General features: G+C 57.6%; 19 protein-coding genes. 9 read left to right on the plus strand and 10 right to left on the minus strand.

Annotation, left to right across the window (positions count from 1 at the left end; translation table 11 throughout):
* Positions 1-98 precede the first annotated feature (98 nt).
* Positions 99-2,786, plus strand: a complete 2,688-nt coding sequence (locus tag ACONT6_RS12045) for a cellulose binding domain-containing protein (protein WP_428818744.1) — start codon at positions 99-101, stop codon at positions 2,784-2,786.
* Positions 2,787-2,857: 71 nt separating this feature from the next.
* Here the strand turns inward: ACONT6_RS12045 and ACONT6_RS12050 are convergent, their stop codons facing one another.
* From ACONT6_RS12050 to ACONT6_RS12060, 3 genes are all read right to left on the minus strand, one after another.
* Positions 2,858-4,555, minus strand: coding sequence for a glycoside hydrolase family 43 protein (locus tag ACONT6_RS12050; RefSeq protein WP_428818745.1), 1,698 nt, complete (start codon positions 4,553-4,555; stop codon positions 2,858-2,860).
* A gap of 193 nt (positions 4,556-4,748) precedes the next feature.
* A complete protein-coding gene (locus ACONT6_RS12055) occupies positions 4,749-5,381 on the minus strand; it encodes a thioredoxin family protein (protein ID WP_428818746.1) in 633 nt (210 codons plus the stop codon).
* A gap of 27 nt (positions 5,382-5,408) precedes the next feature.
* Positions 5,409-7,478: a protein-disulfide reductase DsbD family protein gene (locus ACONT6_RS12060; protein ID WP_428818747.1), complete on the minus strand. Its 2,070-nt coding sequence runs from the start codon at positions 7,476-7,478 to the stop codon at positions 5,409-5,411.
* Between the two features lie 193 nt (positions 7,479-7,671).
* Here ACONT6_RS12060 and selD point away from each other — a divergent pair, with 193 nt between their 5' ends.
* The 6 genes from selD to phnE all read left to right on the plus strand — a co-directional run bounded on the left by selD (position 7,672) and on the right by phnE (position 13,317).
* Positions 7,672-8,739 carry a selenide, water dikinase SelD gene (gene selD / locus ACONT6_RS12065; protein ID WP_428818748.1) on the plus strand — a complete coding sequence of 356 codons (1,068 nt, stop codon included), beginning with the start codon at positions 7,672-7,674 and terminating at the stop codon, positions 8,737-8,739.
* A complete protein-coding gene (gene mnmH, locus ACONT6_RS12070) occupies positions 8,736-9,848 on the plus strand; it encodes a tRNA 2-selenouridine(34) synthase MnmH (RefSeq protein WP_428818749.1) in 1,113 nt (370 codons plus the stop codon). The genes selD and mnmH overlap by 4 nt, the downstream gene beginning before the upstream one ends.
* Positions 9,849-9,913: 65 nt before the next feature.
* Complete coding sequence (locus tag ACONT6_RS12075) at positions 9,914-10,801, plus strand: putative selenate ABC transporter substrate-binding protein (RefSeq protein WP_428818750.1); 888 nt, start codon at positions 9,914-9,916, stop codon at positions 10,799-10,801.
* Positions 10,798-11,646: a phosphonate ABC transporter ATP-binding protein gene (locus ACONT6_RS12080; protein ID WP_428818751.1), complete on the plus strand. Its 849-nt coding sequence runs from the start codon at positions 10,798-10,800 to the stop codon at positions 11,644-11,646. Before ACONT6_RS12075 ends, ACONT6_RS12080 begins: the two co-directional genes overlap by 4 nt.
* Before the next feature lie 16 nt (positions 11,647-11,662).
* Positions 11,663-12,523: a PhnE/PtxC family ABC transporter permease gene (locus ACONT6_RS12085; RefSeq protein ID WP_428818752.1), complete on the plus strand. Its 861-nt coding sequence runs from the start codon at positions 11,663-11,665 to the stop codon at positions 12,521-12,523.
* Complete coding sequence (gene phnE / locus ACONT6_RS12090) at positions 12,520-13,317, plus strand: phosphonate ABC transporter, permease protein PhnE (protein WP_428818753.1); 798 nt, start codon at positions 12,520-12,522, stop codon at positions 13,315-13,317. The genes ACONT6_RS12085 and phnE overlap by 4 nt, the downstream gene beginning before the upstream one ends.
* A 40-nt stretch (positions 13,318-13,357) precedes the next feature.
* Here phnE and ACONT6_RS12095 read toward each other — a convergent pair whose 3' ends face one another.
* Together ACONT6_RS12095 and ACONT6_RS12100 are read right to left on the minus strand one after the other, a co-directional pair.
* Positions 13,358-14,152 (minus strand): alpha/beta hydrolase, encoded by a 795-nt coding sequence (locus ACONT6_RS12095; RefSeq protein WP_428818754.1) that lies wholly within the window; start codon positions 14,150-14,152, stop codon positions 13,358-13,360.
* 41 nt (positions 14,153-14,193) lie between these two features.
* Positions 14,194-15,681: a flavin-containing monooxygenase gene (locus ACONT6_RS12100; protein WP_428821510.1), complete on the minus strand. Its 1,488-nt coding sequence runs from the start codon at positions 15,679-15,681 to the stop codon at positions 14,194-14,196.
* 188 nt (positions 15,682-15,869) lie between these two features.
* Here ACONT6_RS12100 and ACONT6_RS12105 point away from each other — a divergent pair, with 188 nt between their 5' ends.
* Both ACONT6_RS12105 and ACONT6_RS12110 read left to right on the plus strand, forming a co-directional pair.
* Entirely contained in the window at positions 15,870-16,886 is a 1,017-nt protein-coding gene (locus ACONT6_RS12105) for an AraC family transcriptional regulator (RefSeq protein WP_428818755.1), read from the plus strand.
* Positions 16,887-17,004: 118 nt separating this feature from the next.
* The gene (locus tag ACONT6_RS12110; RefSeq protein ID WP_428818756.1) at positions 17,005-17,418 is read left to right on the plus strand and encodes a hypothetical protein; all 414 of its coding nucleotides are present in this window, start codon (positions 17,005-17,007) and stop codon (positions 17,416-17,418) included.
* Positions 17,419-17,636: 218 nt separating this feature from the next.
* Here the strand turns inward: ACONT6_RS12110 and ACONT6_RS12115 are convergent, their stop codons facing one another.
* From ACONT6_RS12115 to ACONT6_RS12135, 5 genes are all read right to left on the minus strand, one after another.
* Positions 17,637-17,807 (minus strand): hypothetical protein, encoded by a 171-nt coding sequence (locus ACONT6_RS12115; protein WP_428818757.1) that lies wholly within the window; start codon positions 17,805-17,807, stop codon positions 17,637-17,639.
* Positions 17,808-17,819: 12 nt separating this feature from the next.
* Positions 17,820-18,305 carry a hypothetical protein gene (locus ACONT6_RS12120; RefSeq protein WP_428818758.1) on the minus strand — a complete coding sequence of 162 codons (486 nt, stop codon included), beginning with the start codon at positions 18,303-18,305 and terminating at the stop codon, positions 17,820-17,822.
* 150 nt (positions 18,306-18,455) lie between these two features.
* Positions 18,456-18,902, minus strand: coding sequence for a DUF1493 family protein (locus ACONT6_RS12125; protein ID WP_428821511.1), 447 nt, complete (start codon positions 18,900-18,902; stop codon positions 18,456-18,458).
* A 41-nt stretch (positions 18,903-18,943) separates the two neighbouring features.
* Complete coding sequence (locus ACONT6_RS12130; RefSeq protein WP_428818759.1) at positions 18,944-19,438, minus strand: hypothetical protein; 495 nt, start codon at positions 19,436-19,438, stop codon at positions 18,944-18,946.
* A gap of 154 nt (positions 19,439-19,592) precedes the next feature.
* A complete protein-coding gene (locus ACONT6_RS12135) occupies positions 19,593-19,973 on the minus strand; it encodes a hypothetical protein (protein ID WP_428818760.1) in 381 nt (126 codons plus the stop codon).
* Positions 19,974-20,116 lie beyond the last annotated feature (143 nt).

Here is a 20,116-nt window from a genome sequence, read left to right on the forward strand (position 1 = left end):
CTCCGGATCAGGCGCACATTCCGGAAAATTAAACTAATCACTAATAACAAGCACCAAGTACCCCGATAAAAATAAAAATTTACGCAACAAGAGAGACAATGACGATGAACAAAAAATCCCTTTTGTTCCGCGCCCGGCTCTGGGTCGCGGCCGCAGCCAGTATTGGGCTTTTGCCTTCGCTGGCGCAGTCACAGGAATCCATTTCCTGTGACGTGGACTATCCCATCAGCGACTGGAACGGCGCTTATCAGGCCGACGTGGGCATCACCAATACCGGCAATGCGCCCATTGCCGGCTGGACCCTGGAGTGGGATGTCGGCAGTGGTGAAAGCCACAGCGGCGGCTGGAATGCGAATATTGTGCAAAGTGGCACCCGTATCCGTGCCTCCAATGCCGCCAGCCATTGGAATGGCACCATCGCCCCCGGCGCCACCCACAACTTTGGTATCCAGCTGACCGACGCCGTGCCCCCGGCGCAGATCCCCGCCGTTTTCACCCTTAATGGCACAGTGTGTAACGGTGGCGGTTCGTCGAGCAGCTCGTCCGGCGGTGGCTCTTCAAGTTCGTCTTCAAGCTCTTCCTCCAGTGGTGGTTCCGGCTCTTCGGGCAGCGGCGGTTCGTCCGGTGGTGGAAACGCGATTACCCTGCAGGAAAACGCCACCGGATTCTGTGGTGTCGACGGTAGTATCGATAGCAATAATGCCGGATTCACCGGCGGTGGCTTCGCCAATACCCACAACCTGAGCGGAACGCGCATTCGCTGGAGCCTGAATGCGGCATCTGCCAGCGATTACCTGCTGGACTGGCGCTTTGCCAACGGCGGCAGTGCAAACCGGCCCGCCAATGTGCGCGTCAACGGTGCCGACCTGGCCAGCGTGGATTTTCCCTCCACCGGCGGCTGGACCAGCTGGAGCCAGGCTAGCGTCGTGGTCGCGCTGACCGCTGGGGAAAACACTATAGAACTGGTTGCCTCGGGCAGCGACGGCCTGGCAAATATCGACGCCCTCACGGCAACTGGCGACGGACCATCTGCCGGTGCCTGTACTTCCACCGGTGGTGGCAACTATCAGATGGAAAACCTGACGCGCGGCGTCACCGTCGTACCCACCGGCAATGGAAACCTGGTGAGCTGGCGAATTCTTGGCACCGACGATCCGGATGTGGCCTTCAACCTTTATCGCAACGGCCAGAAGATCAATAGCCAACTAATTACGGGCGCGAGCAACTATCTGGACCGGAACGGGTCTGCCGGTGCCGCCTATTCAGTACGTGCAGTGACCAATGGCAGCGAGGGTGCGCCGGCACCCGCAGAACTCGTGTTCAACGGGAACGGCTTTTTTGACGTACCCATCCAGCGCCCGGCGGGCGGGTCCGGCTACACCTATTCCGCCAACGATGCCAGCGCAGCCGACCTTACCGGTGATGGCCAGTATGAACTGATTGTAAAATGGGACCCCAGTAACTCACGCGATAATTCCCAGAGTGGTTTTACCGGCAACGTCTACATGGATGCCTATCGTCTCAATGGCGAACGCCTGTGGCGTATCAATCTGGGGAGCAACATTCGCGCGGGCGCCCACTACACCCAGTTCCAGGCCTACGACTACGATGGCGACGGCCGCGCGGAAGTGGCGATGAAAACCGCTGACGGTACCGTGGATGGCACTGGCAATGTAATTGGCAATGTCAGTGCCGACTACCGCAACTCCGCCGGTTATATTCTCTCCGGCCCGGAGTTTCTCACCATCTTTGACGGCCGCACCGGCGCCGCCATCGACACCGTCGATTACCAGCCCCCGCGCGGTAACGTGAGCAGCTGGGGAGATAACTACGGCAACCGCGTGGATCGTTTCCTGGCCGGCACCGCCTGGCTCGATGGCGCCACCCCCAGCCTGATTTTCTCCCGCGGTTATTACACCCGCACCGTGATCTGGGCAGTGGACTTCGATGGGCAGAACCTCTCCACCCGCTGGATATTCGATTCCAATCAAGCGGGCAGAGAATACGAGGGACAAGGCGCTCACAGCCTATCCATCGCGGATCTGAACGGTGACGGACGCCAGGATATTGTCTTCGGTGCCATGGCGATCGGTGCTAACGGCCAGCCGCTGTGGAACACCCGCATGTATCACGGTGACGCACTGCACGTGAGCGATTTCGTACCCGGCCGTCCCGGCCAGGAAATCTTTATGCCCGCGGAGCACAGCAACCAGCCCTCGTCGCGGTTGATCGACGGCCGGAACGGCTCGGTGATTTTCCAGACCCCGGCCAATGGCGACAATGGCCGGGCCGTGGCCGGTAATATATGGGCAGGCAATCCGGGGGGCGAATTCTGGTCCTCGCGGGTCAGCGGTCTACTCAATGCCAGCGGTAGTGCGGTCGCCGCCAAACCCGGTCCCACCAATTTCCTGATCTGGTGGGATGGCGACGGAGAACGGGAATTACTGGACGGTACCCGCATCGACAACTACGACCCTGCAGTGCGCTTGCTGACCGGTTCCAATGTTGTCTCCAACAATGGCACCAAGGCGACGCCATCCCTTTCCGCCGATCTGTTCGGTGACTGGCGAGAGGAAGTGGTGTGGGCGACCAGTGATAGCTCCGCGCTGCGGATCTATGCTACCCCCTACGGTACGGATCTGCGCATACCTACCTTGATGCACGATCCACAATACCGCGCGGCCATCGCCTGGCAGAACAGCGGTTACAACCAGCCGCCGCACCCGAGTTTTTATATCGGCAGTGAGGTACTGACGTATCCGTGGCCGGATATCTATACGCCCTGAAGCGACAGGGAAGTTCGATATTACAACGCAAAAGGGCTCCGTAATGGAGCCCTTTTCGGTTTCGCGGCATTTTAGCGCTTCGGCTGGATAAAGCGGAATTCTTTTACATCAATATAGTTTTTCGCATTTACCAGATCCGCATCATTGGTGCGGACAAACAAACCGACCTTGGCACCTACCCAGCGTCCGCGGCGCGCCTGGAAGAGTTCGCCCAGTGCGCGGAAGCGGCCATTTTCTTTCTGGTAGCTGAGCACTGTCTGCCCGCCCTGACTTACCGTCATGCGCAGGGTCAGTTCGCCAGATTTCACACGGCTGTGCGGTTCAAAGTGCTCAGTGCATTCCTTGCGCGCATCGCGACAGCTCACTTCACCGATTTCCATTTCGCCGGTGCCGGGCAGGTTGCGGAACCCGATCCAGGCGTAGTCTTCGCCAAACATAAGTAGGCCACCTTCCACTTCGCCGAGCGTCTCGGGAATTTCCAGCGTGGCCTGTACGATAAACTCCGGTGCCGGCAGTTTCTGCAGCAGCAAAGATGGCTGCATCCACAGGTTGTCCCCTTCCGGGTCCACGCTCTGCTGTGCGAACAGACGCAGGTAACCTTCGCGCGCGTCCAGGCTGTACCAGTCTTCACTGTAATTGGCATTCCACTGCCACTGCAGAGCCAGCTCGTCATCGGCAAAGTCGTCCGCAAACGGCAGGTTTTTTACCGGACTCGGTTTGCTGACTTCCGGTTTACGATAACTGGTCACCGGGTTGCCCACACCATCGTCGTCTTCATCCACACCGATTACCGGCCAGCCGTCTTTCCATGCCATTGGCTGCAAGTGCACGATACGGCCATAGGGACCGCGCGCCTGAAAGTGGATAAACCAGTCTTCCCCCGCCGGGGTGTGAATCCAGGAACCCTGGTGCGGGCCGTTGGTGATGCTATTGCCCTGCTCCATCACGATACGGTCTTCATAGGGACCGTAAATATTTTTGGAACGGAATACCGACTGCCAACCCACCGGTACCCCGCCGGCGGGCGCAAATACGTAGTAGTACTCTCCGCGCTTGTAAAACTTCGGCCCCTCAAGCGTGCGGTAACCTTCCAGCGCATGGCCATTGATCACAACCTCGCCTTCCGCTTCCACCTCGGAGCCATCGGCGGACATTTTATGCAGCGTGAGGATATTGTTCTTGCCGGAACGGCTCTTTGCCCAACCGTGCAACAGATAGGCTTGGCCATCGTCATCCCACAGCGGGGTCGGATCGATAATGCCCTTGCCCGGCAGAATCAGCTTCGGCTCGCTCCAACCCTGCTTGGGATCTGCGGTATTGGTCATGTAGATGCCGTGATCCGGATCGGGAAAAAAGATCCACAGCTTGTCGTCGTGGTAGCGGATATTCGGTGCCCAGATGCCGTTACCGTGCTGGGGCACAGCAAAGGTCTCCGCAGGGACATTCTTGTCCACCACATAGTCAATCAGTTCCCAGTTCACCAGATCCGTGGAGTGCAGCAGCGGCAACCCCGGAGAAGCATTGAAACTGGACGCGGTCATGTAAAAGTCATCCCCGACCGCAACCACGTCCGGGTCTGAATAGTCTGCGTACAGGATGGGGTTCTGGTAGTGACCATTGCCCAGATCCGCCTGCCACAGGGCAACTGGCGCAGTCGAAAAGTGGCCTGGCTTGATTTCCGCTACTTCTGCGTGGTCGCAACCGTTGACCAAAAGAGCAGTTAGGATTAATGGCAAAATCAGCCTGAAAACGTTTACATCGTGCTTCATAATTTTCCCGCGGTTATCGGTTTTTTTCTGAGGGGTACTATTTCAGAGGGGACGTGAAAATTGGCTGACCATTTTATCTTTGGTCAGGCCAAACTTTCAATCAATGTGACAGAGGGAAGGAAAAGGAAAGTTAAAAGAGCCTCGCCACTTCTCGGCGAAGTGGCGATAAAACGTGCAAAAAGCCAATCGCAGATCAGTACTTCACGCTGCAGCCATAGGCACGAGAAGAAGCAACGGCAACTTTTTCACCGTTCAGTGCCGCATCAAACGCAGCGGCCACATAATTGTTGGACTTGGGAATCACTGCCGGATTGGCCGAGTCATTGTCATCAATCGCACCGGCGTACACCACCTCGCCTTGCGGGTTGATGATAAACATATGCGGAGTGGTCTTGGCACCGTAGGCGCGGCCCATGCTGCCATCGCTATCCAGCAGGAATGGCACGCTGGCAGCCAGCTTGTGGCTTTCCGCCACTTCCAGTGCCTGCGCCGGTTCCAGGTAACCCTGCTTGCCCTTGGCGGAGGAAATGACGGTCAGCCAGTTGATATCCTGGTCGGTGTATTTCTTCTGCAGTGCCTGCATATTGCCACTGCCGTAGTGCTTCTTCACATAGGGACAGTCCTTGTTGAACCACTCCAGCACCAGCCACTCGCCTTTGTAATCCTCCAGGCTGCGGGTTTCTCCTGCCGCGTCCACTTCGCTGAAGTCCGGCGCCTTTTCGCCGGGCACCGCCACAGCCATGGTCAGTGCCGGCAGCGCCAACAGCGCAGCGCCACTCAGCACATTACGGAAAAAACGTTTACCACTCATACCTTGTGTACTCACGATCACGCATCCTCTTGGTTGATAAAATCATTCCTGATTGAACAGTGCTTCGATCATCTCTGCTTTCAGTATCTGCGGCAGTAAAACTGGCGTGCGCTCTCCCGGGGCATACCACGCATAAACCGGCACCGAGTTCCTTCCCAGCTCCCCCAGTGCGCGGGTAATGTCCGGGTCCTGATCGGTCCAGTCCGCGCGCACCAGAAATACGTCATTGTCCCGGAACAGCGCCTCGACGTCCTCGGACTCCAGCACCAGTTTTTTGTTCACCTGACAGGTAATACACCAGGCCGCGGTGTAGTCGATAAATACGGCCTGATTGCGCGCCAGTGCCTGATTGATGGCATTACGATTGTACGGCTGCCAACCGCCTGCAGACTCGGTCTGCGCGCTTTTCACACCACTACCGTTTTGCTGCAATTTACTGACCGCGCCAAAACTCATCACCAGCGCGGCGAGGACCAGTAACCAGGCGATCCAGCGACTGCCCCGAAACTGATGGCGGCCCAGCCAGAAGGCAAACACCACTGACAGCATCAGCAGGGCACTGATCAGCCAGCCACTTTCACCAATCAGCCTGCCCAGCACCCACATCAGCCAGATCACCGTGGCATAAAGCGGGAAGGCAAGGAATTGCCGCAGCGTCTCCATCCAGGGTCCCGGTGCTGGCAGGCGGTTGAGCAGCGCGGGAAAAGCGCACAGCAATACAAACGGCAGCGCCAGGCCGATACCCAGGCCAAGGAAAATGGCCATGGCGCCGTAGGCCGGCAGCAGTGTCGCTGCCCCGAGTGCGGCGCCCATAAACGGGCCGGTACAGGGCGCGGCAACAAACACCGCCAGCACACCGGTCACAAAAGCGCCACCGCGGCTGTTGCCCGCAAGGTTCATCAGGTGGTGTCCGAATTCATACAGGCCGCTGAACGACAGGGCCATTACCCAGAACAGTAGAATCAGCCCCAGCACCACCGGCGCCGATTGCAGCTGGAACCCCCAGCCGATGGCGGCACCGCCGGCGCGCAGGATCAGTAACAGCGCACCCAGCGCGGCAAAGGTCACCAGCACACCCGCAGCGTAGCGCAGGCCTTCCTTGAGGCGTCCCGAGGCCTCAGCTTCCGGGCCAACCAGGCCAAACAGCTTGATCGACAGTACCGGGAATACACAGGGCATCAGGTTGAGAATGGCACCACCGGCAATGGCGGCGAGTACCAGCAGCCACAGTGGTTGACCGCCGTCGACAGGCGCGGGTTGTGAGGCCGGTGCGCTGGAAGACGCTGCCTCAATTTCTACATCGTCCAGCTGCCAGGCGCGCTCGCCGTCACTGACAACGAATCCGGTGGTCGGTGTCACCGGCGCGCCGGGCACCCGCTGGAAGGTGTAGCGGATGGTGTTTTCCGCTTGCTCGACCTGAGGCTCCTTGGCGGTAAGCAAGCCGCCATCGAGAGGGAATACATCCGGCACCGACCGCTGTTTGCCGCCCTCACCCGCCTCAAGGATCAGTTGCAGGGAATCTCCCGCTGACATGGCGGACACATTGGCGACGGTCCAGGGAAAGTTTCCGGTGTCGGCGGATTCGGGCACCCGTGCGGCGAACCGGTCCCGCAGCGCCTTGTCCTCAAGGGACCACTGTGCGGCATCCGCCACAGGCCGCGACAGGATCATGGTGCCGTAGCCGGGAATGCAATCGACCTTGCACACCAGCCACTCGAGATTCACCACCAGCTCCATGCGCGACGCATCGGGCTTTACCGAAAACAGGTAGGCCACATCGCCCTCGTAGCCGAGATTGGTCAGATGCTCGATGGGTAGGCGTACTGGAAACGGCCATTGAATATCGCCCACATCGCCACTGGCGCCGACAAAATCAAAGCGCGGTGCAGCGCCAGAATCCCCGGCATTGCGCCAGTAAACATGCCAACCGGGGTCAACTTCGAAATAGAAGCCGATGGTTTCGGTTCCACCGGCAAACGTATCCGGCGCCAGCCAGCGTACTTTTACATGGTCGCCGGAGGCGGTTTCCTGCGTCGTATCCCCGTGGCTGTGAAACGCGAGGCCCCACAGAAAAAAGGAAAACAGAAATCCAGCCAGAGATTTCAAAGCCAACAGACACCCCACTTTGCAGCCGTCAATGGATTTACTTTGTCAATCGTATTGTGTTTGTACTCACCGGTCATTCAAATGGATTACCACGGTTGCTGCAAGCAGGTCGAACGGCATGGATGAAAACACCCGCCAACCACTGATAAAATGTCCGTCTTTCATCCCGGCATTCGTCCCGTCAACGCACAAGGCTTCCATGTCCAATCACGCTCCTGCCTCCTCCGAGCCCGTTCGCCTGACCCAGTACAGCCACGGCGCCGGCTGTGGCTGCAAAATTGCGCCCGCAGTACTCGACAAGATCCTCGCAGACAGCGGCACCCAGCTCGCCGATACCAACCTGTGGGTGGGCAATAGCTCCCGTGACGACGCCGCTGTGTACGCGCTGGACGAGGAACGCGGGGTGGTGTCGACCACCGACTTCTTTATGCCGATCGTGGATGATCCCTACGACTTCGGCCGCATCGCCGCCACCAATGCCATCAGTGATATCTACGCCATGGGGGCCGATCCGCTGATGGCCATCGCCATTCTCGGCTGGCCGATAAATGTGCTGCCGCCGGAAGTGGCGCGGGAAGTGATTCGCGGCGGCCGTGCCGTATGTGAAGCCGCGGGCATCCCGCTGGCGGGCGGCCACTCCATCGATGCCCCGGAACCCATCTTCGGGCTGGCGGTCACTGGCGTGGTGGAAAAACGCCGGCTGAAACGCAATGACACCGCCACCGCCGGTTGCAAACTGTATCTGACCAAGCCCATCGGCATCGGCGTGCTCACCACCGCGGAAAAGCAGGGCAAGCTGCGCGAAGAAGATATCGGCGTGGCGCGCGACCTGATGTGTACCCTCAATCGTCCCGGCAGCCACTTTGCGCGGCTGTCCGGCGTCACCGCGATGACAGACGTCACCGGTTTCGGCCTGCTCGGCCACCTGGTGGAACTGGCGGATGGCAGCGGCCTGTGTGCCGAACTGGATTTCGACGCTGTGCCCCGGATAGCCAGCGTGCCCCACTACCTCGAACAGGGCTGCATTCCCGGCGGTACCGGGCGCAACTTTGAAAGCTACGGGCACCGGGTTCGCCTGCAGGAAGAAAGCCAGCACCAGTTGCTGTGCGACCCGCAGACCAGCGGTGGATTACTGGTGGCAGTTACCCCGGAAGGTGAGGCAGAGTTTCTCGCCGCCGCTCAGGCACTGGATTTGCACCTCACCCCCATCGGCGAACTGGTGGCGCGGGAAGACGCCGGCCACGAATTCGCGGTGACCCTGCGATGAGCACAGTGAAAGCCCCCAGGCCGGATACCGGCGACTTCCGCGAGATCTTCCTGCACGACGTGCCAATGATCGATACCCGCGCACCGGTGGAGTTCAACAAGGGATCTTTTCCCAATGCGGTTAACCTGCCGCTGATGACCGACATCGAACGCCAGAAGGTGGGCACCTGCTACAAACAGAAAGGCCAGCAGGCGGCGATCGCGCTCGGTCACGAGCTGGTTGGTGGCGCGGTAAAGGAAGCACGTGTGGCCGCGTGGGCGGAGTTTGCCCGCAATCATCCCGAAGGCTACCTGTTCTGCTTCCGCGGCGGCCTGCGCTCCCAGATCAGTCAGCAATGGCTCAACGAGGCGGGCGTTCCCTATCCGCGGATTACCGGCGGCTACAAGGCAATGCGCACCTTCCTGATCGAGGAACTTGAAAGCGCCGTACGCGAATGCAGTTTCACCCTGGTCGGTGGAATGACCGGCACCGGTAAAACCGAAGTCCTGATGCAGCTGGACAACGCAGTAGACCTTGAGGGCCACGCCAACCACCGCGGCTCCAGCTTCGGCAAGCGAGCCACCGCACAACCGCCACAGATCGCGTTTGAAAATGCACTGGCGGTGGATTTTCTCAAGCGCCGCGCTGCGGGCCAGACACACTTTGTGCTGGAAGACGAAAGTCGCCTGATTGGCCGCTGCTCTGTGCCGCTTTCCCTGCACCAGGGCATGGGCAACTACCCGCTGGTATGGCTGGACGACACCCTGGAAGGCCGGGTGGAGCGGATCCTGAAGGATTACGTGGTCGACCTGTGTGCGGAGTTTGTGAAACTGCACGGCGCCGAAGAAGGGCCGGTGGCCTTTGCCCAGGCACTGCGCCAGAACCTGGCCAACATCACCAAACGGCTCGGTGGCCAGCGCTACCAGGAACTGGACACCATCATGCAGGAGGCACTGCAACAGCAGACCGCCGATGGCAATGTGGACCGCCACCAGGACTGGATCACCGCGCTGCTGCGGGACTACTACGACCCCATGTACGTCTACCAGGCGGAAAAGAAAGCCGCACGTATCGTATTCCGCGGCAACCAGCGCGAAGTGGTGGAGTACCTGCGCGCGCAAGTGCAATAAAGTAAGCCGAATTTTTTCCGACAATCCGTTAATCGTTTTTTCCACTATTGAACTGGAGAACTCGCATGTTGAATCGTGCCCCTCAGCAATGGGCAAAGGTGCTTGTTGCCCTTTGCCTGCTCCCCCTCACCCTGCTTTTCGGCGCTACCGCCAGTGCCGATGAATCCAGTCCGAAGGTTCTGCGCGTCTCCGCCATTCCCGATGAAGCGCCCACAGAACTGCTGCGCAAGTTCAAGCCGCTGGGGACTTATCTGGAACAGCAGCTTGGAATGCCGGTGAAATTTATTCCGGTGACCGACTATGCGGCGGTGGTGGAAAGCCTGGCGGCCGACCGCGTCGACCTGGCCTGGCTTGGGGGATTCACCTTTGTGCAGGCGCGCCTGAAAACCGGTAACGCAATACCCCTGGTACAGCGAGAACAGGACCGGCATTTCACCAGCAAGTTCATTACCGCCGATCCCGCGGTAAAAACCCTGCAGGATTTGAAGGGCAAAAGCTTTGTCTTCGGTTCCATCTCTTCCACCTCCGGCAGCCTGATGCCGCGCTACTTTATGGCCAAAGACGGTATCAAGCCGGAAACCTTCTTTGGCCGAGTAGCCTACTCCGGTGCCCACGATGCCACCGCAGCCTGGGTGCAGGCCGGCAAGGCGGATGCCGGTGTGCTGAATGCCTCGGTGTGGGACAAGCTGGTAGACAGTGGCAAGGTGGATACCGACAAGGTGCGGGTGCTGGCAACGACACCGCCCTACTTCGATTACAACTGGACCGTACGCGGCGATCTCTCCCCGGCCCTGACGAAAAATATCAAGGCAGCCTTTCTGGCACTCGACCCGGCCAATCCTGAGCACAAGGCCATTCTCGATCTACAGGCCACAGAGCGTTTTATCGAAACGGCTCCGGAAAACTACCAGTCCATTGAAGATGCGGCACGCTCGGTGGGCCTTTTGAAATGAATATCGCGTTGCGCGGTGTCGGCGTGATCTTCACGCGCGCCACAACCGCGCTGCAGCACCAGGCTCAGGTAAAGCCCGCGCTGGAGAATATTGCGCTCGCTATCAAAGAAGGTGAGCAGGTAGCGATTATCGGGCCTTCCGGTGCCGGGAAAAGCACACTGCTGCGCCTGCTGGCGACCGCGCAGCGGCCCGACACCGGCAACATCAGCATTCTCAATACCTCCCCCTGGTCGATCAGCAGTGGCGTGCGCCAGAAATTGCGCGCGCGAATCGGCCTGGTTCAACAGTCGCCTCCGTTGCCACCGCGGCAACGGGTGGTCACCGCTGTCGCCGCCGGTCGCGCGGGTCAGTGGTCGCGGTTGAAGGGCCTGCTCAACTTTTTTTATCCCATGGATATTCCAGGTGTGCGCGCAACCCTGGCGAAACTGGATCTGGGGGACAAACTATTCGAGCGCTGCGATCAACTCTCCGGAGGTCAATTGCAGCGTGTCGCCATCGCCCGTGCCCTGTACCAGCAGCCGGCACTGATTCTGGCCGATGAGCCGGTGTCCGCGATGGACCCGGTGCTGGCGGAACACACGCTGAACTTGTTGAAACAGGAAGCGGGACAACACAGCGCAACCCTGGTAGTGAGTCTTCACAACCTGGAACTGGCGATGAGACTGTTTCCCCGGGTCATCGGCCTGCGCGACGGCGCCATACTTTTCGACAAACCGGTGGAAGAAATCACCGCCGGCGAGCTGGACCAGCTCTACGCCAACGAACAGCTACAAGCCGCAGTTAACCATATCGGCCAGGATCAACCGCAGTGGCAACCACTGACACCACCGCGCTGCCAACCCTGATGACTGGCCTGCAGCGATGACGCAACCCAGCATACATACGGCCGCCGATCCATCGGGATGGCAACAGCGCGATCCGGCACTCCTGCCCCGCTTGCTGCTGGGCGCCGTGGTGTTGCTGCTACTGTGGCCGGGCCTCCATTTCAGTGAACTGAATCCGGGCGTGCTGTTCGATAGGGATAACACCCAGGCCATGGGCACATTGCTCAATGGCGCCTGGCCACCGGCACATAACCGCGAGTTTCTCGAACTCCTGTGGCATTCGACCCTGGAGACCCTCGCCATTGCCGTGGCCGGCATCGCACTGGCGCTGCCACCCGCCTTCGCCGCCGCCCTTCTGGTTACCCGCGCCCTGTCTCGCTCGGCATTACACCGGCGCGGACAGCCCTCGCTGCTGGGGCGCAGCTTGCGCCTGCCGGTGCGCGCACTGCTGGTTTTGCTGCGCAGCGTGCCGGAAATCGTATGGGCACTGCTGTTCGTGCGCGCGGTGGGGCTAGGCCCCAGCGCTGGCGTGCTGGCAATCGCCATTACCTATGTGGGGATGCTGGGCAAAGTCTACGGAGAAATTTTTGAGTCGGTGGACCGGCGGCCGGCGGAGGCACTGATCGGCGCCGGCGCTTCGCGGTTTAGCGCATTCCTGTATGGCGTATTGCCCAATGCCGCCGGCGAGATGCTTTCCTATACGGTCTATCGCTGGGAATGCGCCCTGCGCGCCTCGGTGGTGATGGGATTTGTCGGTGCCGGCGGCCTGGGGCAGCAGCTGGAGCTCTCCCTGCGGATGTTTGCCGGCAATGAGGTCGTGACGATCCTGCTGGTATTTCTGCTGCTGGTTTTGGTTGCCGACCAGGTCAGTCGCCTGCTGCGGAGTCGGCTACTGTGAAACCGGAAACAAACTCCAGAAAATACCCGTTCCGCTGGGGTAACCTGTTCCTGCTGTTGGCTATCCTCGGCGCGATTGTCGCTGCCTTCCAGTTCCTGTCCGTAGATTTTTCTGCGCTTGCAGAGCCCACAACCCTGCATGCAATGGCCGAGTATTTTGCGGAGTTCCTGCAGCCGGATCTGTCCCCCGCCTTTTTACGGGCAGTGGGCCAGGCCGCACTGGAGACCATCGCCATGTCCGCCATGGGTACTTTACTGGCGGCGCTGCTGGGCGCCTGCCTCGCGTTACCGGCAGCGGGATATTTGGGCGGGTTAATGCAGGCGTGTGCGCGCGCTGTGCTCAATGCGCTGCGTTCCGTTCCGGAACTGGTGTGGGCGGCGCTGATGGTGCTGGCCGCAGGACTGGGCCCCAATGCCGGCACCCTGGCACTCGCCCTGCACACTACCGGCGTACTGGGCCGTCTATTTGCCGAGGCTCTTGAGAATACCCCTACCATAGCTGCCGATGCGGTACGCAATTGCGGGGGCTCCCGCACCACCGCGTTCCTTTACGGCACCCTGCCAATACTGTGGCCCCAGTGGTCCGCGTATACCCTGTACCGCTGGGAAAATAATATCCGCATTTCCAGCGTGCTCGGCTTCGTGGGGGCCGGAGGACTCGGGCAGATGCTGTATATCCACCTGAGCCTGTTTCAGCAGTCTCAGGCAGCGACGGTCATTCTCGCCATCCTGATACTGGTGTTTGCGGTGGACGGGTTCAGCCGGTGGTTAAGGCAGAAATACCTGGCCAAATAAACTGCGCACAATTATTGGATAAGCCAATCACCAGATGTGCTTATGCCGCCTTATTTTCCAGCCAGTGGAACATGGCCGAGCAAACCCGGGGAAAGTTACTCCCCCCTACCGTCCAGTGACAGACGCCGGGCAGCTCCACCAATTGGGCCCGCGCACCATATTTGTTGGCGATAGCACGCTGTATTTTGATCGGGGTAATGCGGTCAACTGTTCCGCCGATCACCAGTACCGGGCACTGCACAGCCTGGGCATCAACCCGGGAAAAGCCATGGGGCAAAAAGCCGCCGACACCGATCTGGAACGTGGCCATACCGGATTCATAGGTGGACATGTCAAATATCTGCCGCTGAACAACCGGAGTTTGAGTATTCGCAATGCCATAGCGGATATTGCTCTCCCTCACCTCGGTCACGCGCGTCCACAATGGAAACCGAAACAGGTTGCGGCCAAAGGTGCGCACCATTGACCAGCTCCAGCTGTTAATGCCGCCGGGGGCCGCCGAGGACAGCAGCACCAGCTTCTCAACCTGGACCCTTGCGGCCACCAGCTGTGCCAGTAACCCGCCCATAGAGTGCCCAACCAGAATCGGCGCCGTCTCAAGCGCGTTTACTTTGGCAACAATAAAATCCACATATTCCTGCAGACTGGCCCGGGCCAGCCGGGCCCGGTCATCCGTATCGTACGCCGACTTTTCCTTGTGATATGGCAGGGTGGGCGCGTGCACCACATACCCCTGCCGCTCAAAAGCCTGCTGGAGTTCCGATAAGGTTTCCCCAGTACTCCACATACCGTGGATCAGCACGACCGGCGGTTTGGTGTTATCCACAGCGCTCATACGCAATACCTCTTACATTCAGTACGTCAAAGGCCCAGCGGTTAAGCTGTGGCCTCAAGGTCCTGAGTCACAACGGGAGATACCGCCCGCGCAAACTGCAATACACCGTCTGCAATCGGCTCTTCGGTCAGTGCCTTCTTGTCCTTGCCATAGTGCATGGTTACCACCCATGGTGCTCCCCTGCCCTGACGGGGCATCCGGTCTTTGGCCCGATCCATATAACCGGGTGCAAACCCATCCAGCATACCGGTACCACTGGCATTGTTCTCGAGATCAACCGGCCGCGCTACGGAAAGCCCCTGCTTTTCCATATGCGTGAACAGATTACACAAATAGCGTCCGCCGATATCGGCCTTAAGCGTCCAGGGCGCGTTGGTATAGCCGAAGATCCACCCGTAGTTGGGGAGATCCTGCACCATGATGCCCTTGTAAATCATTTTTCCCGGCACGTTTACCGGGTTGCCATCCAGGCGGAATTCCATACCACCCATCAGCTGTACATCCAGGCCGGTAGCGGTAACGATCACATCCGCATCCAGGTGCTGGCCGGACTTCAGCATGATGCCGCGCTCGGTAAAGTGATCGATATGATCGGTAACGATATCCGCCTTGCCAGAACGCAGGGAAGTGAAGAAATCACCGTCCGGCGCTGCGCACAGGCGTTGCTCCCAGGGATTGTAGCTTGGCGAGAAGTGGCGCATATCGAAGTCGGGGCCGACCTGCTTGCGGACATGGGACAGCAACAGTTTGCGCATGGCGTTTGGCCACTTTCTGCAGGCCAGATACAGGCCACGCTGCATCAGGATGTTGCGTTTTCTAGCGAGATTGAACACCCACTTCTTCGGCAGGACTTTATTCAGCAGCATGGACAGCTTGTCGGTACCCGGCACCGACATCACATAGCTTGGCGAGCGCTGCAACATGGTCACACCGGCCGCCTTATCCGCCATGCTCGGTACCAGGGTAATGGCGGTTGCACCACTGCCGATAACCACGACTTTCTTGCCGGCATAATCGAAATTTTCCGGCCAGAATTGCGGGTGAACGATGTCCCCCTTGAATGACTCCTCACCTTCAAAGTGAGGACGATGACCCTGATCAAAATTGTAGTAACCGGCGCAATTAATCAAGAACGCGCAGGTAAATGTTTTCTCTTCACCGGACGGCTCGTGCACTGCGGTGACGGTCCAGCGCTGTCGCGCCTCGGACCAGTCCGCACAGGTGATGGCCAGGCCATACTGCACCTTTTCTTCCAGGCCGAACTCGGCTGCGGTTTCCTTGACGTAATTGCGGATATTGTCGCCTTCCGCCAGCACCTTGTCCGAATACCACGGTTTGAAGTTGAACCCAAAGCTCGCCATATCAGAGTCGGAGCGAATGCCGGGGTAACGGAACAGATCCCAGGTGCCCCCCATTTTTTCCCTGCGCTCGAGAATGGCCAGACGCTTGTGCGGGTGTTCTGAGGCGATATGGCAGGCGGTACCGATGCCCGAAAGCCCGGCACCGATGATGATGGTGTCGTAATGCATCGCTGTCACAGTGGTCTCCTTTTTTATATGTATTGATGACCAGACCTGAACAATATTTCAGAAATTCCCCTTGACAATATTGACGAATGACGACTATTTTTTGACAAATCGCGACAGGCTAAACCATGCCCGTATCGCCAACCCCGTTGCGAATCCACAAAACAAGCCGGTAAAAAATCGGAGCGCCCGTGCCCAACCTGATCAGAGCCACCAATCTGTGGGGATACGACGAGCTGGTCAGAAACCTGGGGGGAGACCCGCGCGCACTGCTCTCCAGACACCGGATTCCCGTGGCCGAAAATCGCGAAGACAATTCGTTCCTGATCTACCGCGATATGGCCGCGCTGTTCGAGGACACCGCCAAAGCACTCGATTACCCGGAGTTCGGCCTGAAGCTCGCCGAATATCAGGGGATGGATATTCTCGGGCCAATTTCCGTGATCGCGCGCAGCTCTGCCACCGTGGGAGAAGCCCTGGATAGCATTGCACGATATTTACACCTGCATTGCCCGGCACTCGGTATACGCAGCACTTTCGAGACACAGGGGCAGTCCCGGCATATCAGGCTCGAATACTGGATAGACGATGGCAGCGGCTATTCGATACAGGCCTACGAACTGGGACTCGCCAATGCCATGCAGGTCATGAAGCTGTTGTGCGGTGAAGCATTCAATCCACTCAGCACCTGTTTCATCCACGCCCGACTGGGCAGTGAAAAGACCTACCGCAAGGTATTTGGCAGCGCGGTGCATTTCAACCAGAGCTGGTGCGGCTTCCTGCTGCCAGACACCACACTGTCCATTCCGCTGTCGAGTGTGGACCACCAGACCCGGCAACTGGCGGAGCTCTACCTGGATGCGCAACAGCCCCCCTATACAAACTCGGTCTCTGAGGATGTTGCCAGGTTGATCAGGAGCCTGCTGCCCACCGGCCTGTGCAGCAGCGAGACGATTGCCTCACACCTGTCCATGCACAAACGTACCCTGCAGCGCAGGCTGGCCAACGAGGGCACCACCTATGAAAAGCTGTTGACCGTGGAAAGGCAGGTAATGGCCCGGAACTACCTGATGGAACCCAACCTCAAACTCAGCCAGATAGGCGGCCTGCTCGGGTATTCAGAACAATCCGCGTTCAACCGCGCTTGCCGGGACTGGTTCGGTGCCACACCCCGCACCTATCGCGCGCAGTTACTGAATCAGCGCTGATCGCGAGACAGGGCCGCAGTGGGTAGCTTCCGATAATGTCTACCAATCGCTGTACATTCACCCGCCGTTGGGTAAATCTGAACCACACCTTCATCCCCAACCTAACAGGATCGACACAATGAAGAAAACCTCAGCGTTGATTGCCACCACCCTTCTGGTTTCTGCATCCGCCTTCGCCCAGCAACCGGATACCAGCCAGGCAGACAAAGCGAAAGAACACGTCGCAGAGCATCGCGAGATGGCGGAAGGCAAGCGTGAAATGGCCGCCGAGAAGCAGCTCAAGAAAGAAGAGAAGCGCATGATGGCCGAAGAAAAGCGTGCCGCCGCTATGGAGAAAAAAGAAGCCCGCAAGGCTGACAAGGCAATGGAAGCGGAAGAGCAATCCACCGCAGGGAAAGAAGAAGCCAAGGGTCTGGAAAAACAACAGGCCAAAAAAGCGGAGCAAGTGCGCAAGGAAATGGATAAGGGATCCGAGCAGGGTCAGGCTGCGCGCGCGGAAAACAGCAAAAAGTGGTGGCAGTTCTGGAAGTAATACGCGGGTAATTGCCGAGTCGGTGCAGCCCCCATATGGACTGGGGGGCTGCACAGACTGAAGGCTTAGAGATATCCCTCCGCCTTCAGCTCGGCCATGGTGGCCTCAATGCTCTCGCGCAGGGTCGCCACCAGGAAGTCGATGCTTTCCTTGTTCAGGGGCAGAGGCGGAGACAGCACGTTCATGTGTGCCAGCGGGCGCACAATCAGTCCGCGAGCCTAACAGTGATCGGCGATACGGTTACCCACCTTGGCGGCAGAATCGATCAGTTCCTTGGTCTCCTTGTCGGCTACGTTCTCGATACACATCATGTACTTACGACCGCGCACATCACCGAAGATGGGCAGGTCGATCAGGGTTTTCACCTGCTCCTCGAAGTAGGCCCCCATCGCCCGCCCTTACTAGGCTTTTCGAGAAGTACAGCACCAGTGGATGGCTAGAACCATAGCCAGAATTAGGCCCACCAAAGCAACCACGATAAATCCAGTTTCAGATGCAAATGGAGGAGCACCCAAAGTAGGTGACGTTAACAACGCAAAAAGAGAGAAATATAAAGCTAATAGACCAAGCCGCCAGGCTTTAACGAAGAGTGAAATTATAGCTAGTGGAGCCGACACTAGAGATAAAAGTACCGCTGGTGTGAATGCTGCCGCACCAAAATAATAAGCCGCGAGTGATATGACTACAGCCAGAAAACCAGTCGCCATTTTTCCATTCTTTGTCATCTGTCTTACAGCGACATGAAGCCGCTTGCAACTTAGTTCGAGTATGTTCTCGTTTACTTCAACAACCTCCACAAACAATGACGTACTTTCTTTTATTAGTCTACGCAAATCATCTGAATTGACTCGAACATCTCCCTCCCAGAATTCTATACAGAGCCCCATAACTATCTCTACGCGTAACGCCGCCAGCAGGGGCAGCTTACCTTGTGCGCGTTTTGCGCAAAAATGGGAGCATAGCGACCTGTGCAAAACGTGCACAAGGTAAGCTGTCCCGCGGAGGGCCGAAGGCCCGGAGCAAACAGCCTGGCCTGGTTACATGTTGACCCACTTTCCGGCCTCCGCAGACTTTACAAGCTGTGATACAGGAAGCGGTACTAGACCGATAGGCCTATGGCCAAGTAGCAAGCGTATGAAATGAAACGGCCATAAAAGAGGTACACCTTCTGGACTAAAATACGATTCAGAGATCCCGCTAATGTCGACGTCAAATTTCTTTGCATACTCCTGTAACAGCTCTAACCCATCGTCGCCATCCACGCCTAGGTCAAAATTTACTAGCGTATCTCCCGAGATTTTTCCCGGCTTTATCGCGGTAAATTCTGATAAAAACTTTATGATCTCAGGTTCCATAAGACATGTAACGCCCGCAACAGGGGCGACCAATGCCATGCACATTTTGTGCGAAAGTGGGAGCACAGCGACCCGCACAAAATGTGCATAGCGTTGGGCGTCCCGCGGAGGCCCGAAGGGCTGGAGCATTCTGCTTGCGTTTGTTAGGCAGTTGCTCTGCACACGCTCAATTATAGCCACCCTTGCCTTTTGGCCTCCTCAACCTCCGCTTTCTTTTTTACTTTAAGTCGGTTTTTTTGATTCAACTTGTCATAATCTTTGTTTTTCGCGAAATATGGGCCTGCGTTTTCACCATAATAGTCCTCGTGAGTGAAAGCCATAATCCAAGCCATGTTTTCGGGGAAAACATAATATTCGGAAGCCTGAGCATTCTCCGGCTTTGCATTAGAGAGAACAGCAAGCTTAAAGTTGTCCGGAAGTACAACGTATCCTGGTGCGACTTGAGCCTCGTAAGCTTTGATTGCAGCTTTTCCACTTAGCGCCGGATATACTCCCTTTGGGAATACAGCCCACAAATAGGGCAAGGCACGCAACTTAGGCTTTACTTGGTCCGGATAAAATACCTCCAACCAATCTTCTTCCCACTTCTCCGTCCGCGCCCGGCTATAAACTTCTTCCACTTCATCCGGCTCAATTTCAACGGGAGCTGAAAATGCTCTTTCCATGTGGTTTGCCTAACGCCGTGCTCAGGGACGGCTTACCTTGCGTGCATTTTGCGCAAAAACAGGAGCGCAGCGACTGCGCAAAAGGTGCGCAAGGTAAGACGTCCCCTGCAGCACCTTGTTAGGTGCTTCGCTAGTGGTGCACCACATATCATGGCTAAACACCTTCACTATAAGTTTCAGCGCTCACGTCTTCTACTTCTTCCGCGAAGATTTCATAAACACCAATTTCAGGCAAAAATATACTGTAGTGCTTTAAATGAGGTGGAGTCGAATTTCTTTTCAAGCTCGTTTTAATAGTTTCCTGAAGATCTTCAGTTGAGCCGAGATCTACCACTTCGCAAGAATACACAGCCAGGCATAGTGAGCAAAGGTCGGCATCAGAAAATTGTATTTTCTTAACGCCAATAAACTTCAGCAGAAAATTTCCAATTTCTTCGTCGTAAAGCTCAACATGAAGAGTTCCAGCTCTCTTTGTGAGCTTTGCCCCACAGAACCCTTGCTTTTCATAACCGAAGTAACCGGCGACACTTTCCATGTTTTGGCTCACCTAACGCTTTGCTCACCGGAGAATTAGGAGCGAAGCGAGTAATTTTTCCGCGTGCAGCAACTTGTTAGAGGGAAAATTGCGACATCCTGCGGGTTGATAACAGTCTTTATAACTATGACGACAGCGAATAT

This window comes from Microbulbifer sp. MCCC 1A16149, assembly GCF_050368945.1.
GTDB lineage: Bacteria > Pseudomonadota > Gammaproteobacteria > Pseudomonadales > Cellvibrionaceae > Microbulbifer.

Excerpts from the sequence above, each read along its gene's own strand:
- ACONT6_RS12125 (WP_428821511.1), bottom strand. The coding sequence starts at position 18,902 with ATGCTCCAGCCCTTCGGGCCTCCGCGGGACGCCCAACGCTATGCACAT.
- ACONT6_RS12130 (WP_428818759.1), bottom strand. The coding sequence starts at position 19,438 with ATGGAAAGAGCATTTTCAGCTCCCGTTGAAATTGAGCCGGATGAAGTG.
- ACONT6_RS12080 (WP_428818751.1), top strand. The coding sequence starts at position 10,798 with ATGAATATCGCGTTGCGCGGTGTCGGCGTGATCTTCACGCGCGCCACA.
- ACONT6_RS12120 (WP_428818758.1), bottom strand. The coding sequence starts at position 18,305 with ATGGGGCTCTGTATAGAATTCTGGGAGGGAGATGTTCGAGTCAATTCA.
- ACONT6_RS12095 (WP_428818754.1), bottom strand. The coding sequence starts at position 14,152 with ATGAGCGCTGTGGATAACACCAAACCGCCGGTCGTGCTGATCCACGGT.
- ACONT6_RS12110 (WP_428818756.1), top strand. The coding sequence starts at position 17,005 with ATGAAGAAAACCTCAGCGTTGATTGCCACCACCCTTCTGGTTTCTGCA.
- ACONT6_RS12045 (WP_428818744.1), top strand. The coding sequence starts at position 99 with ATGACGATGAACAAAAAATCCCTTTTGTTCCGCGCCCGGCTCTGGGTC.
- ACONT6_RS12135 (WP_428818760.1), bottom strand. The coding sequence starts at position 19,973 with ATGGAAAGTGTCGCCGGTTACTTCGGTTATGAAAAGCAAGGGTTCTGT.
- ACONT6_RS12115 (WP_428818757.1), bottom strand. The coding sequence starts at position 17,807 with ATGGGGGCCTACTTCGAGGAGCAGGTGAAAACCCTGATCGACCTGCCC.
- ACONT6_RS12100 (WP_428821510.1), bottom strand. The coding sequence starts at position 15,681 with ATGCATTACGACACCATCATCATCGGTGCCGGGCTTTCGGGCATCGGT.
- ACONT6_RS12050 (WP_428818745.1), bottom strand. The coding sequence starts at position 4,555 with ATGAAGCACGATGTAAACGTTTTCAGGCTGATTTTGCCATTAATCCTA.
- mnmH (WP_428818749.1), top strand. The coding sequence starts at position 8,736 with ATGAGCACAGTGAAAGCCCCCAGGCCGGATACCGGCGACTTCCGCGAG.
- selD (WP_428818748.1), top strand. The coding sequence starts at position 7,672 with ATGTCCAATCACGCTCCTGCCTCCTCCGAGCCCGTTCGCCTGACCCAG.
- ACONT6_RS12085 (WP_428818752.1), top strand. The coding sequence starts at position 11,663 with ATGACGCAACCCAGCATACATACGGCCGCCGATCCATCGGGATGGCAA.
- ACONT6_RS12075 (WP_428818750.1), top strand. The coding sequence starts at position 9,914 with ATGTTGAATCGTGCCCCTCAGCAATGGGCAAAGGTGCTTGTTGCCCTT.